At 66.1% G+C, this 15,013-nt stretch carries 17 protein-coding genes; 9 read left to right on the top strand and 8 right to left on the bottom strand.

Translation table 11 applies throughout. The features are described 5' to 3' along the window. The first annotated feature begins 18 nt into the window (after positions 1–18). The 6 genes from HRF36_RS04485 (at position 19) to HRF36_RS04460 (ending at position 5,350) form a co-directional block, all read left to right on the top strand. Positions 19–1,011, top strand: a complete 993-nt coding sequence (locus HRF36_RS04485; protein ID WP_173206749.1) for a sugar phosphate isomerase/epimerase — start codon at positions 19–21, stop codon at positions 1,009–1,011. Between the two features lie 38 nt (positions 1,012–1,049). Then, the gene (locus HRF36_RS04480; RefSeq protein ID WP_173206746.1) at positions 1,050–1,196 is read left to right on the top strand and encodes a hypothetical protein; all 147 of its coding nucleotides are present in this window, start codon (positions 1,050–1,052) and stop codon (positions 1,194–1,196) included. 105 nt (positions 1,197–1,301) lie between these two features. Then, entirely contained in the window at positions 1,302–2,825 is a 1,524-nt protein-coding gene (locus HRF36_RS04475; RefSeq protein ID WP_371740014.1) for an MFS transporter, read from the top strand. Then, entirely contained in the window at positions 2,818–3,798 is a 981-nt protein-coding gene (locus HRF36_RS04470; RefSeq protein WP_173206743.1) for an alpha/beta hydrolase, read from the top strand. Before HRF36_RS04475 ends, HRF36_RS04470 begins: the two co-directional genes overlap by 8 nt. A 442-nt stretch (positions 3,799–4,240) precedes the next feature. Then, on the top strand, positions 4,241–4,876 hold the full coding sequence (locus HRF36_RS04465; protein ID WP_173206740.1) for a hypothetical protein: 636 nt from the start codon (positions 4,241–4,243) through the stop codon (positions 4,874–4,876). Positions 4,877–5,155: 279 nt separating this feature from the next. Next, on the top strand, positions 5,156–5,350 hold the full coding sequence (locus HRF36_RS04460; protein ID WP_173206737.1) for a hypothetical protein: 195 nt from the start codon (positions 5,156–5,158) through the stop codon (positions 5,348–5,350). 140 nt (positions 5,351–5,490) lie between these two features. Here HRF36_RS04460 and HRF36_RS04455 read toward each other — a convergent pair whose 3' ends face one another. Further along, positions 5,491–6,312, bottom strand: a complete 822-nt coding sequence (locus tag HRF36_RS04455; protein ID WP_173206734.1) for an ornithine carbamoyltransferase — start codon at positions 6,310–6,312, stop codon at positions 5,491–5,493. Positions 6,313–6,383: 71 nt separating this feature from the next. On the opposite strand from HRF36_RS04455, the gene HRF36_RS04450 reads away from it, so the two are divergent. The 3 genes from HRF36_RS04450 to HRF36_RS04435 all read left to right on the top strand — a co-directional run bounded on the left by HRF36_RS04450 (position 6,384) and on the right by HRF36_RS04435 (position 8,835). Further along, entirely contained in the window at positions 6,384–6,917 is a 534-nt protein-coding gene (locus HRF36_RS04450) for a GNAT family N-acetyltransferase (RefSeq protein WP_173206731.1), read from the top strand. Between the two features lie 54 nt (positions 6,918–6,971). Continuing rightward, positions 6,972–7,235, top strand: coding sequence for a hypothetical protein (locus HRF36_RS04445; RefSeq protein WP_173206728.1), 264 nt, complete (start codon positions 6,972–6,974; stop codon positions 7,233–7,235). A gap of 901 nt (positions 7,236–8,136) precedes the next feature. Continuing rightward, positions 8,137–8,835, top strand: a complete 699-nt coding sequence (locus tag HRF36_RS04435) for a hypothetical protein (protein ID WP_173206722.1) — start codon at positions 8,137–8,139, stop codon at positions 8,833–8,835. A 785-nt stretch (positions 8,836–9,620) separates the two neighbouring features. Here the strand turns inward: HRF36_RS04435 and HRF36_RS04430 are convergent. The 7 genes from HRF36_RS04430 to HRF36_RS04400 form a co-directional block, all read right to left on the bottom strand. Continuing rightward, a complete protein-coding gene (locus HRF36_RS04430) occupies positions 9,621–9,830 on the bottom strand; it encodes a hypothetical protein (protein WP_173206719.1) in 210 nt (69 codons plus the stop codon). A 141-nt stretch (positions 9,831–9,971) separates the two neighbouring features. Continuing rightward, positions 9,972–10,301: a hypothetical protein gene (locus HRF36_RS04425; RefSeq protein WP_173206716.1), complete on the bottom strand. Its 330-nt coding sequence runs from the start codon at positions 10,299–10,301 to the stop codon at positions 9,972–9,974. Next, positions 10,301–10,903: a hypothetical protein gene (locus HRF36_RS04420; protein WP_173206713.1), complete on the bottom strand. Its 603-nt coding sequence runs from the start codon at positions 10,901–10,903 to the stop codon at positions 10,301–10,303. The genes HRF36_RS04425 and HRF36_RS04420 overlap by 1 nt, the downstream gene beginning before the upstream one ends. 9 nt (positions 10,904–10,912) lie before the next feature. After that, a complete protein-coding gene (locus HRF36_RS04415; protein ID WP_173206710.1) occupies positions 10,913–12,664 on the bottom strand; it encodes a carbohydrate binding domain-containing protein in 1,752 nt (583 codons plus the stop codon). After that, the gene (locus HRF36_RS04410) at positions 12,661–13,014 is read right to left on the bottom strand and encodes a hypothetical protein (RefSeq protein WP_173206707.1); all 354 of its coding nucleotides are present in this window, start codon (positions 13,012–13,014) and stop codon (positions 12,661–12,663) included. Before HRF36_RS04410 ends, HRF36_RS04415 begins: the two co-directional genes overlap by 4 nt. Then, a complete protein-coding gene (locus HRF36_RS04405) occupies positions 13,011–14,492 on the bottom strand; it encodes a hypothetical protein (protein ID WP_173206704.1) in 1,482 nt (493 codons plus the stop codon). The genes HRF36_RS04410 and HRF36_RS04405 overlap by 4 nt, the downstream gene beginning before the upstream one ends. Beyond that, positions 14,492–15,013, bottom strand: coding sequence for a hypothetical protein (locus HRF36_RS04400; protein ID WP_173206701.1), 522 nt, complete (start codon positions 15,011–15,013; stop codon positions 14,492–14,494). Before HRF36_RS04400 ends, HRF36_RS04405 begins: the two co-directional genes overlap by 1 nt.

Raw genomic sequence — 15,013 nt, 5'->3', positions numbered from 1 at the left:
TACCGAGGAGAAGAGAGCATGAAGCTCGGTGTCTACGACGCGATCTTGCACGATCGCCCACTCGACCAGGCGATCGAGGTGGTCGCCGGCCTCGGCTTGACGGGGATGGAGATCAACTCCGGCGGGTTCCTTCCACCAGTCCATCTGCCCGACATGGACGACATCATTTCCTCCCCGGCTGCGGCCAAGCGCTTTCTCGGACAGTTCGACGGCACCGGGATCGAGATCGCAGGTCTCAACTGCAATGGCAATCCACTGCATCCCGACCCAGCCATCGGTCAGGCACACGCTGCCGATGTCGAGCGTTCGGTTCGAGCTGCCGGCGCGCTCGGGCAGACCCGTGTCGTGACGATGTCCGGCCTGCCGGGGGCAGAGGACGGTGCCTCGGTGCCGAACTGGTTCGTCAATGCCTGGAACAGCGCCTCCCTCGACGCCATCGACCGTCAGTTCGACGTGGCCGTGGCGTTCTGGCAGCGAATCGACCGCCTCGCTCGAGACAACGGGGTCAAGGTCGCTCTCGAACTGCATCCGCAGAACATCGTCTTCAATCCGGCGACCATCCGCCGACTCGTCGACCAGGGCGGCCTGACGAACATCGGAGTCGAGCTGGACGCCTCTCACCTTTTCTGGCAGCAGATGGACCCGATCGCCGTTGTCCGCGATCTGGGTCCCCTCGTCCTCCACGCCGCGGCGAAGGACGTCCGCATCAACCCGGCCGTGGCGATCAACGGAGTGCTCGACAACAGCTTCCGCAAGCTCCGACCCGATGAGCAGCGGACCAACCTCGGCGGCGACGAATGGGCGAACGAGTGGCCCGTCAACTCGTCGTGGGACTTCGTCGCACTCGGCCGCGGACACGACACGGCCTACTGGACGGAATTCCTCCGCGCACTTCACGATGTCGACCCCGACATGGCCGTCAACATCGAGCACGAGGACACCAGTCTCGGCCGCATCGAAGGTCTTGAGATTGCGGCCGGCGTGCTGAGAGCGGCGCTGAGCACCCTCTGAGGCATCGACGCGAAGCACGTGCCGAGCTACTCAGCGATATGACGCTCACGATCTCCGAGGGCTACCCGCACGGAATGCCGACGACCCACGCCGACCTCATCGCCCCCGACATCCTCGCCGTCATCCGAGATCGATCTCTCGCCCTGGTCGTCGCCCCGGTGGTGGAGGTTCTGCCTCAGCAGTAGCCGGTGTATCGTGAACGTCACTGAGGTAAAAGGCGTCGCGCTCTGCGATGCATCCGCACGCGGCATCGAACGAGTCGCCACTTCTTCCTAGAAGGAGTGCGTCCCGTGTCCCCCAGTTCCTCTTCTCCCCGCAGCCGTCTGCGCACCGGTGGCGCGCCTCCCCGGCTGTCCGACTCGTGGATCGCCCTGGCCGGGTTGTCCGCGGTGTTCCTGTTCGAGATGCTCGACACCTCGGTCCTCAACGTCGCCCTGCCGACGATCGGCCGCGAGCTGGGCTCCACCACGACGGGCCTGCAGTGGGTGTCGGGCGCCTACGCGGTCGCCTTCGGCGGGCTCATGCTGCTCTTCGGCGCCGTCGCGGACCGGCTGGGACGACGCCGCGTCATGCTCGCCGGCCTCGCACTGCTGGCCGTGGCGAGCCTCGCCACCATGGCGATCACGACGACCGAGCAGCTCATCATCGTCCGTGTGCTGACGGGCGTCGCCGCGGCGATGACCACCCCCGGGTCGATGGCGTTGGCGTTCCGACTGTTCGATGACGAGGGCCTCCGCGTCCGGGCCCTCACGGTGATCTCGACCGCAGGACTCGTCGGCCTGGCCGTCGGCCCGACCGTCGGCGGATTCGTGCTCGCGGTCGCCCCCTGGCAGGTGCTGCTCCTGGCCGACGTGCCGATCGCCGTGCTGGCGTTCGTCGGCATCCGGTGCGGTGTCGCTCGGGAGGACACCGCAGGCCTGCGGCCAGACCCCGTCGACGTGGGCGGCGCGCTGCTGGGCACCGCGACCGTGACGGGACTGCTCGTGACGCCGACCGTCCTCATCACGCCGGCCACCGCCTCCTCATGGGGGTGGGTCGTTGTCGCCCTGACCGTCGCGTTCGGCGTGGCGTTCGTCGCGCGCCTGCGGACCGCGCGGTACCCGGTCGTCGACCTGCACCTGCTCGCCCGCCCCCTGGTGTCGAGCGGCCTGGCCTTCAAGGCCGCGTCGGGCCTCGCCGTCGCCGGGCTGTCGTACCTCGTGACGCTACAGCTGCAATTCGCCTGGGGCTGGCCCCCTGCCCTCGCCGCCGTGGGCACGCTGCCGCAGGTGGTCGTGCTCCTGGCCGGGGGCCGCCTCGTGGGGCCCTTCGTGGCGCGGGTCGGCCTGGGCCGGGCCGCGTGGATCAGCGCGGCTTCGGTCGTGTCGGGCCTCACGGTCTTCGGCGCCCTGAGCCGTCACGGGTACGTCTGGGTGCTGGTCGCTCTCGTGCTCGTCGCCGCCGGCATGCGCGTCGTCGGCGTCGTCGCGGGAGCCTCGGTTCTCACGGGCCTCCCCGCCGACCGCACCTCGGTCGGCGCGGCCCTCGTCGACACCTCCAGCGAGCTCGCGGGAGGAGCCGCGGTCGCCGTCGCGGGCACCCTCGTCGCGGCGTTCGTCACCGGCAGCATCACCACCACCGCGTGGACGGCCCCGCGACTCGCGGCCTTCGAGGACGCCCTCACCGTCGCGGGTCTCGGCCTCGCCGCCGTCGCCACCGTGCTCGTCGTGGTCGGGATGCTCCGAGCTCGGACCGCCGATCTGGCCCCCCGCACCGCTGCACCTGACCCCTCGACCACTCTCACCCCCATCACCCCGGAGCCCTCTCGTGCCTGACACCACCGCCCTGCCCCGCCCGCCGTTCGACCCGGAGTTCGCGCCCTTCCTGGAGGCGATGGACGCCCGCGGCCGCTTCCACCTCACCACCGAGATGCTGCCGCAGATGCGACGGCTCGACATGACGGAGGCGCAGCTCGACGACGGTCTGCGCGCGCGCGGTCTCGAGAGGCGCAGCATCACCGTCCCCGGGTACCTCGGCGACCCGATCACCCTCGCGGTCATCCAGAGGATCGGCCGCACCGGGACGGCAGCCTGCGCCTACGCGATCCACGGTGGCGGCATGATGTTCGGCCACCACCTCGGCAATCTCGAGTCGTACGACGACTGGCTGCTCGTGCACGACGTCGTCCTGGTCAGCCCCGACTACCGTCTCGCGCCGGAGCACCCCGACCCGTACCCGGTCGAGGACTGCTACGCCGGCCTGCTCTGGGTCGCCGAGCACGCCGACGAGCTAGACATCGACCCGGATCGCATCGTCCTCGTCGGCCAGAGCGCCGGGGCGGGGCTCGCGGCGGGCACGGCGCTCCTCGCCCGGGATCGGCAGGGGCCGGCAGCCGTCGGCCAGGTGCTCGTCAGCCCCATGCTCGACGACCGTGACGCGACCGCCTCCGCCCGGCAGTTCGACGGGGTGGGCGTCGCCGATCGCGAGATGACCCGGTTCGGTTGGGACGCCTACCTCGGCGACCGTCGCGGTGCCGACGACGTGTCGATCTACGCGGCCCCCGGCCGCGCGAACGACCTGTCCCGTCTGCCACCGGCGTACGTCGACTGCGGCAGCGCCGAGGTGTTCCGCGACGAGACCGTCGCCTACGCCAGCGCGCTCTGGGCCGCCGGCGTGCAGGCGGAGCTGCACGTGTGGCCGGGGGCGTTCCACGGGTCGACGAGCATGATGCCGGAAGCGACACTGTCGCGCCGGGCCGTCGCCGCCCTACGCGACTGGACCGGGCGCCTCCTCGTCCCGACAGCCTGACGGCACACCGGGGCGGGCCTGCGCGGTGAACTCGATCTCTGGAACGGCACCGTCGTCGAGGAGGAAGCAGCCGAGGAACACCACGGGCTCGTCGGCGATGTCGAACGTCGAGAGCCGGTCATCGCCGCAGCCTGCCATGTCCTGTCCGGTCGAACCATCGTCCACAGCTCCGCCGAGCAGTCCGCCGACCTCGGAACTCCCGCGCGCGGGGCCTGACGGAATCCAACGAGGCCGTTAGCATCGACGGATGCCGCCGAACCTGGCCGCTCGCCGCGCCGCACACATCGTCGGCGCGAACACCGATGACATCCGGCACGGGAAAGGGCGACGGCGGGCTGACGGCCGGGTTCGGCGTGACCGAGACGACTGACTGAGTCAGCCGTGGTCGAGATCGCCACGACGGGTGTCTGCTCGCGTCGGGGCACCATCGGCAAGGAGGACCATGACGACAGCGGCGACGATGAGATCGGCGGCGACCACGACGACGGCGGGCGCCTTCGTCATCGCCTCGGCGGCGGTGGCCCTGTGGCGGCATCTGAATCCGGGCCTGCACGAGATCCTCAGGACGGCCGGGCCGCTCGCACTCGTGATCGGGATCGCGATCCTCGTCGTGGGACTGCGGCACCGGCGGGGGCTGCTCCAGCACTCCGCGGCGGCGTCGGTGGGGTTGCTGGTGTTCTCGGCACGCGACGTCATCTCCGTCGTGCTGACGGTGGCCCCCACCGACGTCGTCGGGAACGCTCGTACCGTGAGCCTCGTCCTGCTGGCGTCGTCGCTGCTCGGTGTCATCGGGGGGATCGTGGCCGTGGTCGTCATCATCCGTCGGGATCTGCTCGGGAGATGGTCGGCGTTCTCGCTGCTCGCCGTCGTCGTGGTCCGTGCCGTCTTCGTGGTGACCAGCGTCATCCCGTTCGGCGGATACCGACTCCTCCTGATCGTCTCCGAAGCGACCGTGGCCGCACCCTCGGCACTGCTCATCTTCGGCGGGACCCTCCTTCTCCACGGCCGCGGCAGGCAGATCCGAACGGGGGCAGGGCGGGTCCTCGCCGCGTGGCGGTCCAGCACCGACGTCGTCTGACCAGGTGCGCCTCGGGCACGGCGCCCGGCGCCATCGCGAGCCTCTCGAGTCGAGGTCGAGATGGCAGGACGTCTTTCGACGTCTGACGACGTCGTACAGGTAACGGCGACAGCCCCGCATCGGAGGTCGGGCGGGTGGACGGTCAACTTGCTCATGAGACAGAGCCAGAACTCGCGCACTGCCGCCTACGGAGGGTCTGACCGGTGGAATTGATGACGATCGGATCACACTTGCCAACACGTGCTGTTCAAACGCTCGGATGGACGGAAGCATCGAGGCATGGGTGACGCCATCGAGGATCTGCTCGACATGTTCGCGGCCAGGGAGACCGGAGCAACGGTCCTTCCGAGCGAAGGCGTTCCCGAGGAGGTCGAAGCCATCATCGCGGAAACCGCCGCGGAGCTACAGATAGAAGTAGTCGTCGCGAGAACCGCCGAGATCGTTCACCTCGCTTGGCGGCCTGTCAAGGCTTGAGTCCGCCGTATCCAACCCCGATCTCGACGCAGCGGGCACTCATTCCTGGACCTTGACCGACCTCTGTGCAGTAGGCCTCGACCAGCTCCGCCGAAACGCGTGACCGAGCCCGCTGGACGATCGGCTATCGGGACGCGTCGTCACCCGAGGTCGATGCAGAATGCCATGACCGCCTGGTGCACAGGAAGAAGCGGGGCCTTGAACGCATGACCAACGAAGGCCGCGTGCGACACGGCGTCAGCACTCACCTCCCGGCCACGCACGAATGGTGGGCACGGAGCGAAGCGGACCCCTGGCGGCGCGAGATCGAGAAGGGCCGCCGTGACCCGATAGGGCTCGAGGAGCTCTGCGTGAACGCCAGGACCGTCGGTCAGGACGACGTTCGCTGACCTGACTGCCGCCTCCAGGTCATCCGTCCAGAGCGCGCCCGGGGTCACGAGCTCAGCCGGACAGCACTGGATCACGTCCAGCTGCAGCACCCTCGCGGCTTCCTGCCATGCCCTCGCGATGTTGCCGTCAGCGCCGACGAAGAGGAAGCGGAGCCCTGAGAGGTCGCCCTTGTGGCGCAGGGAGTACAGATCGGAGAGCACCTCGCACGGGTGGTTCACGTCGGTCATCGCGTTCACGACGGGCAGCGCGTTAGCCGCCGCCAAGCCCTCGATGACGGAAAGGTCGCGGTGCCTGGCCACGATGACGTCGACCCAGGCGTCCAGGTACTGAGCGACATCCGTCAGCGCCTCCGGCTTGTCGAGCGTGGTGTCGGGGAAAACGATCGGCTGGAGCCCCATCAGCGAGGCCCCTCGCTCGAACGTGGCTCTCGTCCGCAGACTGCTCGGTGGGAAGAACATGACAGCCGCCCCCTCCTTGACCGGCCCACGACCCTCGCTGTACGCATCCGCCAGGGCGAACACCTCGAGGACATCTGCCGCAGACCACTCGTCAAGCTTCGTGAGAGAACGCATGCCACCACCGTAGAGACCGCCCGACCTGGCATCCCCTATCGCACGCGGGTGCCTGACGGAGAGAATCAACTGTGATCAGCCAATTGAGTCTGCCCAGATATGTCTCAGCCCTCGGTGCCAAGGTGCTCATTCGACGGGCGGAGCCCGATGACCTGCACGCAATCATGCGGCTGCTCTCCGACGACCCGGTCAGTGCCGGCCGCGGCGACGTCGCCAGCGACGAGGACGAAGACGCTTACGCTGAAGCTCTCGACAGGATCATGGACGATCCGAGCAACGAAATCCTCGTGCTACTGGCCCGGAATCAGGCGGTCGTGGGCACGCTGCAGCTGACGATGATCCCTGGCATGGCCCGACGTGGAAGCACCCGGCTGCTCGTCGAGGCGGTCCGCGTCGCGAGCACGGAACGCTCCTCGGGCATCGGCAGCGCGCTGATGCGGTGGGTCGTTGACGAGGCAGCGATCGAGCTCCGCGCACCCCTCGTGCAACTCACCTCTGACGCCGCACGGACCGATGCGCACCGCTTCTACCGGAGGCTCGGCTTCGTCGACTCCCACGTCGGATTCAAGTTCTCCGTGGCGCTGCCAGTTGCAGCGACCGTGTAGTGGATCGGCTATCGGACACCGATGCCGAATGACGTCCTGGGGCATGCTGGACCTATGAGCAGCGAAGAAGTATTGCCGCAGGCTCGCCCCGTCGACGCGGCTGCAGTGATCGAGCGCCCGACGCCGTGGCTTCCGGCAAGAACCGTTCTGCTCAACCTCGTCTTGATCTTCGTCGGCGGTGGGCTCTTCTGGTTCCTCGTCGACCGCATCCAAGCGCCCCTGTGGGTGGCGTTCATCGCCTACGCCGTCATCTTCACACTGGGATCACTCGCCATGCGCCTCACGCGAAACGCCCGAGGTGACCGCATTCATGAGTGACGTCGATGGCCAGCCGACGCAATCCGGTGAGCGATCCTCCATCGAGTCGCCATCGACACCAGGATGGCTGCAAGATAAGGCCGTGGCAACAGCCCTAGATCCACCGGTGACGGCATCTGAGCGCGCTCTGCAAAGATCAGTCGTCGGCCAGCTGCCCCTCTTCGGCGTCCTGGGCGCCATCGCCTGTGCGCAGCTCATGTTTCGCACCGATCGGGACGGTCTGTCGTGGGCCTTTCTCACCTTGTTCGTCCTGTTTGCCGTCCTGGGTGGTGCGCAAATTGTCGGAGATCTTCGAGCCGTACGCGCATGGCGGCGAGTTGTCACTGAGCCCGGAGAAGCTCTCGTATGGGGCACCTCTGCACAACGGATCTTGCCGACCGGCGGCGGGGGCTACGCGGGGGTATTCGTCCTATCGTCGACGCGCCTGCGATACATACCTCGAGCCTCCGCCCGCATTCGAGGCGCGAGCCCCGCCGAGTGGCCTCTCGACAGGCTTGGCACGGTCAGCATCGAGCCCAACGATCACCGGAAACGCGTCCGCAGCAGCAGGTGGGTCGTCTTGAGCGTCGAGCAGCAGGCCCCCATCACACTGCTCAACAACCATCAAGACCTCCTGGCGGATGACCTCCACACGGCTCTGCTTCGAGCAAGACAGCACCACGGGCCCGCGAACTGACGCCACGAACGGGCCCCAGCGAACAGCCCCTCCCTCGCGAGCATCGTCGGACGCGCCCAGTCACAGTCACAGACACCGCCAATGCCTGGCATGGTCCCACTCAAGCCACCGAGAGTTCAAGCCGCGGGCCCGATCATCGGCATGTAGGACCCTGCGTCGTGAAACAGACGCGCGAACGGGTGTTCGTCCTTGGCACGGCTCCGCGCTCATGACAGGGTCACCACCATGCAGATCATCGACGATGTCGAACGCGCCGCCTGGCTAGGGCCGCGGATGTACCGCGTCGGAGGCTGGGCAAGGGTCGGATCTGTCGCTGGATACGGTTTCGAGGCCTACGCGCGAATCCTCCACCCCCGGCCCACGGCAGACGACACCTGGGAACGCCGCCGATGGTCTGACGTCGCCGCCACGGCCGGCAAGGTCATGCACCCTCTCGTGCAGTGGGAACGGCTGCTCGACCTCGACGAACCCCGTGGTGGAACCAGTGACGTCGGCCACCTCGATCCGCAGGTGCTCGCCGCCCTCGCACCGCTTCTGGGAGCCGAGACCACCACGTCTGATGAGGCCGTCGCCGCGTATTGGGTCGGCGGCACCGGCCAACACCTCGTCGGCCGATCGGTGACCATCGATCGCTACGACTACCTCCTCGCCCAGACCGACACCCTTGAGCTCGCGAAGCCCGGATGGGGACCACTCATCGGCCTCCGAACCGACGAGCCCCCGCAATTGCTCTGGCCGGAGGACCACGCCTGGGTGCTCGCCACCGAGATCGACTGGGACTCCACGATCGTCGCCGGCTCTCGGACGCTCATCGACTCGATCCTCACCGACGGCCGCTTCGAGGCATACCTGGTCGACGAGGACTCCGACCTCTCCTGGAACGGCGACACCATCAACCGACGCACGAACGCCAGCCCCACATGACCATCGTGTAACGGGCGACCGGCTCGTGGAGCACTTCAGGGACGTTGCCCGAGAAGTACGACGAATTCTGGGCCGAGCTCGGCTTGGAGGTCTCGAACCGGCCGGGCCGCCCACCGGAGAGACAGCTTCAGCACATGCGCTGCGACCGCCGCTCCACCTGCCGATCCGAGGAATATCCACCACAAGCCGAGGAGGACACCGGCCACGCTTGCGGCCACGGAGCTCGCTCGCAGCCTTCGCGATCGCCATGCCCTCTGTGGTTCGGGCTCGGATGAGGTCGGCCTCGAACTGGCCAACCACCCCGTGGACGTTGAACAGCAGCCAACCCACCGGGTCGGTGGAGTCGTAGGCGGCATCCCCGAAGTCCGACCGAGAACGGCCCGGGCGGGCGTCCCGATGAACGACCGGCTTGCGATTGACCACGGGAGACGACGCCCGCCGACAGATCTGTGGTTCGGGTCGACGTCACCGAACGACGGTGAGCGGTCCGTGCCGACTGGAGAGCATCGAGCGACGGCCGAACACCACCGGCGAACTCACCCGACCCAGCGGGCGCGGTGGCAGCCATTGGTCGTCTGACCAGAACTCTCGACGGTGGGCCCTACCGGGCTCGAACCGATGACATCCACGGTGTAAAGGTTGCCGGGGTCCAGACTTCCCATATTCCATGGGGTTCTGGCGTTGCTCACGTTGCTCCTAGTCCCCCAAATCGCACCCTACGGGGACTAGCCAGGGACTAGGAAACCCCACCCAGAGGCCGGTCTGGGTGGGGTTCCTTGAGAAGCCTAGAGAGCTTCCTTGATCATGTCCTTGACCTCCTGATCGAAGAGCCGGTAGCTCCGAGTCACGATCACGTCGGCGTAGGGCTTGTCGTCTCGCTCCGGGTCGAACACAACATCTACCCGCACCCCCTCGGCTACTACTTTGTCCTGACGCTTGTCCAAGGCCTCCACGAGCTTGAGGTGGTCAATGGGGTAACCGTCAATCTGGTTCATGCTTCTCCTCCTGGGCACCTCGGGCAGTGCCGCGCCGGGATTCTAGGTCCGACGACGGCAGGGTGAGGGGCGCTCACAAGGTGTGTTGCAGACATGAGAAACCCCGCTCAGCGGGGGGCGTGAGCGGGGTTCGTAGTCAGACTAGCTCTCGGGGTCTGCGCGGTGTCTGCCCTCTGCGGGTGGCTGCTCTCGCTGAGCCCTCTCGATGGCCTCACGGTTGAGGCGTTCGTTGTCCTCGCGAAGCTTGGAGAGGGTGCCGTTGGTCTGGGTCTTGATGGTGTCAATCTTCTCGCCCTGCTTGCCAAGAGCGTAGAAGGTACCGGCTGCGGTGGCAGCCAGACCGAGCACGGTCACGATGAGAGACGTGAAGGTAGCCGTGGCGTCCGGGCGGTGGATGGCCAGGACGACCGAACCGACGAGTCCGACCGCTGCCAGGGCTGAGAAGCAGATGAAGATGGCGGTCTTGTTCACTAGTTGTTCTCCCACATGAGGCTCATGGTCACGTCTCCGGCGACCTTGCCCACTGGCACGGTCGAGCCGTTTGCGTTGCGCTGGAGGGTCCACATACGGATGACATCTCCGGCCACGAGACGGACCACGTTGTACGCGGTCGCGGTGGCAGCCGGGACGGCTGATCCGCCGCCTCCCCACTCGTCCTTGCACAGCATGTCGGTCGTGTCCACGCCGTTGCCGTTCTTGGTCAACTGGACGCCCACGGTCGTGAAGCCCTGGCCGTAGTACTGGACGTGGGCTCCGACTGTGTAGACACCTGAGCGCTTGATGGTGAGGGCACCGGTCGTCCAGGAGGTGAAGCCGGTGTTGATGACTGGCGAGGCAAAGACATTTCCGACTACCTGATACCAGTTGTTGTGGACGATGTTCTGGTCGAAGGTTCCTCGCTGGACCGAGAACATGGGCTTGCCCAGTGCCGCCGCCTCTACGGTGTCCAGGCGGGTCATGGTTGCTGCGGTGTCGTCACCCCGTTGGTTGAGGGCGTTGTCCACGTCCTTGACCAACAGGCTGTCTGTATACGTTGCGAGGCCCTTGGCCCCGGCTGCGTCTCCTACTGCCACTGTGTGCTCCTAGCTTGTGTAATCGGCAACCGTCGTGGAGACGGAGCCGACTGTCTGCCCGTCAGGCGATGCGCCTAGCGAGCCGGTTGGGTTGATGATGAGGTTCTTGGATCGGATGGACATGACCCCGTTGCTGAGGTCCCAGTCCACGGCGTCGATGTAGCCGGACACCTGGTCACCAGGTCCGGGTGAGATGACGATTTCCTGGCCGGGCCACACGGTGTAGTTCGCTGCCGCGCTCACCTGTAGCTGTCGGCGTCGGGCCGTCAGACGCTCCAAGATGTAGGCCGCCGCTCCAGGTCCGGGGTAGGCGGTGTCCTGGTACTCGACCAGGTGTGTCTTCTGCGGCATCGAGGGTCCTGCGGAGTCGTAGGCCTCTCGCTTCTCCAGGGTGGCGGTGTCGGTCCACTGGTAGTGCACGACCACGGCGTCCGCGAACTGCGGCACTCCCCCGGCGTTACTCGCGGTCCGGCTCTTGAGGTCCGTGACCTCGTAGAGGTTGGTGCCGTAGCCGATCCTGACGGGAGACCCAGACAAGAGGGAATCGTTCTGGTCGAGGTTCCATAGCGTTGCGCTCTTACCCGGGCTGAGCCTCCACCCAAGGGCATCGAGGATCGGCGTCAGGAAGTCCCAGGCGGTCTGTCCGGGCATCCACGTCAGGGCGTCCGGGCCTCGGTCGAGGACCGGGGTCCGGGTCGAGGCGGAGTTGTTGGTGTCGCCGGTCCACTCGTAGACGTAGCTCGTGGAGTCCGTGGTGGCACCGTCGAAGAAGGGCACGACGCTGACGCCGTTGGTGTCCAGGCCGTCACCCTCGACCATGAGCACGTTCTCCCAGTAGACGCCCGCGTTGGTCCCGTTGGCGGCTCCCGAGTAGAGACGGATATTCACACTCTCGGCGTTGGCCGGGACGGTGAAGGTGACCGACTGGCGGCTGGTGGCGGCGGTGTTCGGTGCCTGAGGTGACTGTCCGACCACGACCACTTGACCGTCGATGTAGGTGTAGACCCAGATACGCCGGGCACGAGCGTTCAAGGTGCCTGGCTGCACACCGGCACGAGCGATGAAGCCACTAACCGTGTACGTCTTGCCGGGGGTCACTCGGACCTCGGCAAGCTCGGCGGCGGAGTCATTGCTGGTCGAGTTCGGGTTGACGAGCAACGAGTACTGACCAGTCAGACGGAAGCCGGTGGACGCACTAACGTTGGCCTGGAGGCCTACCCAGGGCGTGACCAAGCCATTGTCGAATGACCCGTTGGGGATCAGATTGGTGAGGGCGCTGTAGGTCGGGAATTGCTTGTTGGCTGTCCGATAGCTGAGGTTGTAGCGGCCCGGTCCAAGGACTCGGTTGAGCACCCCGACCACGATGGAATAGCCGGAGTTCTGGTATCCCCAGAAGGTCTTGATGGGCGCGCTCGTGGGTAGGGCGTAGTCCATGAGCAAGCTCTCGTCGGAGGCAAGGTTGATGCCGAGAAGGCCATCTCCTGCGTCCTCTTGAATGGCAGTGATCTTGAGGGAGAACTCACTAGCTGGGTCATTCTCGGTGCCTCGGACCTGGAGCGTGACGCGGCTGCGCGGAGCGTAGGGGTCGATGAGCGCCATGACCTCGGGAGAAGGCTTGGACACGGTGATGGTGCCACCGATGAGAGGCGCGTTCCCCTCGTCGGCATACAGGGAACCGGACACTACGTTGAGCACGTAGGACCGCCCCACGGACACGTCGGGTACGAGGAAGGCGTTGTAGACGGGGACGCGGACGGTCATAGCTCCACCTCCTGGTAGTCGATGTCAACCGTCCACAGGTACGTCTCCTGGTCGAGACGGCGGACGATAGAGCCGTCAGGGACGTACCTCATGGAGGCAAGGGGTAGGTCGGAGTCCGCGAAGCTGAGCACGTAGGTTCCTGCGTGCATGAGTTCGCAGTCCACGGCATCCTGCTCTGAGGCGAAGAGGCACGAGAGGCGTCCGCGTCGGAGTGAAGCGGGCTGGAGAGTCACGTCCTCTCCCCCACCTAGGACTTGGTGAAAGATGTTCCTTGTGTTGCGGTTGGACTCGTAGCCGGTGACCAAGAGAGGCACCACGGACCCGTAGTCGCTGCTGATTGATGAACTCACGGGACACCCATTCCTTGCCTGGACGGCAGTTGACTTTGAATGTTGTTGACTACTCGGGCGTTGACCGCCACGTCATAGCGGCGGGCACCAATGGCGTCGATGATCTGCTGCGGGTTAGCGCGGAGGTTGACGTTGGCGTTGAAGCTGGCACCGCTGAGGTCGTTCTGGAGCTTGGTCCCGAAGGCCTGAGATGAGGCGGTACCGAGCCGGGTCCACACGTCGGCGGTCTGCTGCTGCTGGGCAAGCGGAGCCTTGACGAAGGCATCGATGATTGGCGCGGCCTCGGGGCCGAGAGAGGCCACGTAGGCCAGAGCCTCATCCGAGAGAATCCCGCTCAGGGCCACCATGTTCTGCTGGTACGCAGTCACGGCGTCAGCCTGGGCTGCGGCCTCCTCTGTGTACTTCTGGAGGTTGGCAACGCCGCCCTCTACGTACTCGTCGATGGACGCTCCGGCGTCGGCGTAGCCGTCCTGGACGGCGCTGACGTAGTTCTCGATGGTCTCGGCCTTGGCTGCAAGCTCAGGTCCACCGGCTGCGTTGTAGGCCTCCTCGGAAGCCCTAGCCTGATCGGTCGCGTCCTTGGCCTTGTGAAGCTCTTCCACGACAAGCTGCTGGGCAATGGCCTTCTCGGTCGCTGCCTTCTGCGCGCCGGTCACGCTGGCGTCCGCTAGCTGCGACTCCTCCTCAAGCTGCTCAAGGTACTTTTCCTGAGTCTTGATGAGGTCATCGATGTTCTCTCCAGCACCGGCTACGGCCTGAGCGATGTCCTCGAAGTTCTTTCCGTCCGCACCCTCTACGGCCTTCTGCAAGTCCTCAAGGTTGGTAACGCCCTCCTCGGAAGTGGTGGCTAGTTCCTTGAGCTTGTCAATGACGTACTCAAGGGACGCCTCACCCTTGCCACCGGCCTCAATGAACTCGGCACCAAGCTCGGCAACCTTGGCCTTGAACTCCTCGGTGTCTTCCTTGCCCTCCTGAATCTTGGCGAAGGCAGCACCTAGACCGGCTGCTAGGAGGAGACCGGCAGCGGCTCCGGCAGGACCGAAGCCAGCGAAGGCGTTGGCGGCGACTTCCTGGAAGGCGTCACCGATGGACTCGGCGGAACCGTCGAAGCTGGCGGCAGCCTCACGGGCAGTCGAGTTCGCCTCGTCCTTGAACTCGTTGAGGCCTTCTCCAGCCTCGTCGGTACCCTTGCGGATTCCGTCTGAGATGCCGGAACCACCGTCTACACCGAAGTCCTTGGCTGCTTTGTTGACCCGCTTGATGCTGTCCTGGAGCGTGTCAATCTCGTCGGCAGCGTCCTTGGTCTCGCGCTGCGCCTTGCGCATGCCGTCCTCAAGGCCACCGCCGATGTCGTCTCCAGACTTGGCCACCTTGTCAATGACATCCTCAACGTCCTCTAGGGGGTTGATGAGTCCGGACTTGATGGCGCTGGAGAAGCCTCGGGTGTCGGCTCCGATGGATAGGTTGAATCCAGCCATTAGCCTCGTGCCCCCTTCTCGATGGTTTCCGCGAACGTGCGGAGAGTGGTCTGTGCGTAGAGCGATGCAATACGCGGTGTGATTTCTGCGGCAGCCGGGTAGACGGCCCAGCCGGATCGGCTGCGGCTCGGTAGCTGGACGCTGGCCCGGCGCTTGACCGTGTGCTGCTTGCCCTTGGGGCTGCGGCGCTGATAGGTCGTGACTCGGGCTCGGTCGGTACCGAACTCAGCGGCGCGGGCGAGCGTGGCGGGGCTGCCCCCACCGCTGAGACGGCGGGTCGAGTTACCGGACCGGAGGCGAACGTTGTCGTTGCCCACGGCCACGGTGGAGTTGCTGGCCAACACCCGCTGCTGGAGCGGGTTGCGTACGTTGGCTGACACCTCTTGGGTCCACTCGGGGGTAGAGATGGATTTGACGGCACGCCTAATCTCGCGACTCAGGTCCTTGTCGATGGACTTGAGAAGCCCCACCGTGACCTGGAGTTCCTTGCTCGTGAAGATCGAGATAGACGTAGCGGCCAT

The sequence above is a fragment of the Frigoribacterium sp. VKM Ac-2836 genome (genome assembly GCF_013248995.1).
Taxonomy (GTDB): Bacteria; Actinomycetota; Actinomycetes; order Actinomycetales; family Microbacteriaceae; genus Frigoribacterium.
The sequence above is the reverse complement of the archived record's forward strand: the minus strand, read 5'-3'. Positions and strand labels throughout refer to the sequence as shown.

What these genes read in the sequence shown, in the direction of transcription:
- HRF36_RS04460 (WP_173206737.1), top strand. Translation starts at nt 5,156, where the DNA reads ATGGGTGACGCCATCGAGGATCTGCTCGACATGTTCGCGGCCAGGGAG.
- HRF36_RS04465 (WP_173206740.1), top strand. Translation starts at nt 4,241, where the DNA reads ATGACGACAGCGGCGACGATGAGATCGGCGGCGACCACGACGACGGCG.
- HRF36_RS04435 (WP_173206722.1), top strand. Translation starts at nt 8,137, where the DNA reads ATGCAGATCATCGACGATGTCGAACGCGCCGCCTGGCTAGGGCCGCGG.
- HRF36_RS04405 (WP_173206704.1), bottom strand. Translation starts at nt 14,492, where the DNA reads ATGGCTGGATTCAACCTATCCATCGGAGCCGACACCCGAGGCTTCTCC.
- HRF36_RS04480 (WP_173206746.1), top strand. Translation starts at nt 1,050, where the DNA reads ATGACGCTCACGATCTCCGAGGGCTACCCGCACGGAATGCCGACGACC.
- HRF36_RS04400 (WP_173206701.1), bottom strand. Translation starts at nt 15,013, where the DNA reads ATGGCCGCTACGTCTATCTCGATCTTCACGAGCAAGGAACTCCAGGTC.
- HRF36_RS04445 (WP_173206728.1), top strand. Translation starts at nt 6,972, where the DNA reads ATGAGCAGCGAAGAAGTATTGCCGCAGGCTCGCCCCGTCGACGCGGCT.
- HRF36_RS04415 (WP_173206710.1), bottom strand. Translation starts at nt 12,664, where the DNA reads ATGACCGTCCGCGTCCCCGTCTACAACGCCTTCCTCGTACCCGACGTG.
- HRF36_RS04455 (WP_173206734.1), bottom strand. Translation starts at nt 6,312, where the DNA reads ATGCGTTCTCTCACGAAGCTTGACGAGTGGTCTGCGGCAGATGTCCTC.
- HRF36_RS04485 (WP_173206749.1), top strand. Translation starts at nt 19, where the DNA reads ATGAAGCTCGGTGTCTACGACGCGATCTTGCACGATCGCCCACTCGAC.
- HRF36_RS04430 (WP_173206719.1), bottom strand. Translation starts at nt 9,830, where the DNA reads ATGAACCAGATTGACGGTTACCCCATTGACCACCTCAAGCTCGTGGAG.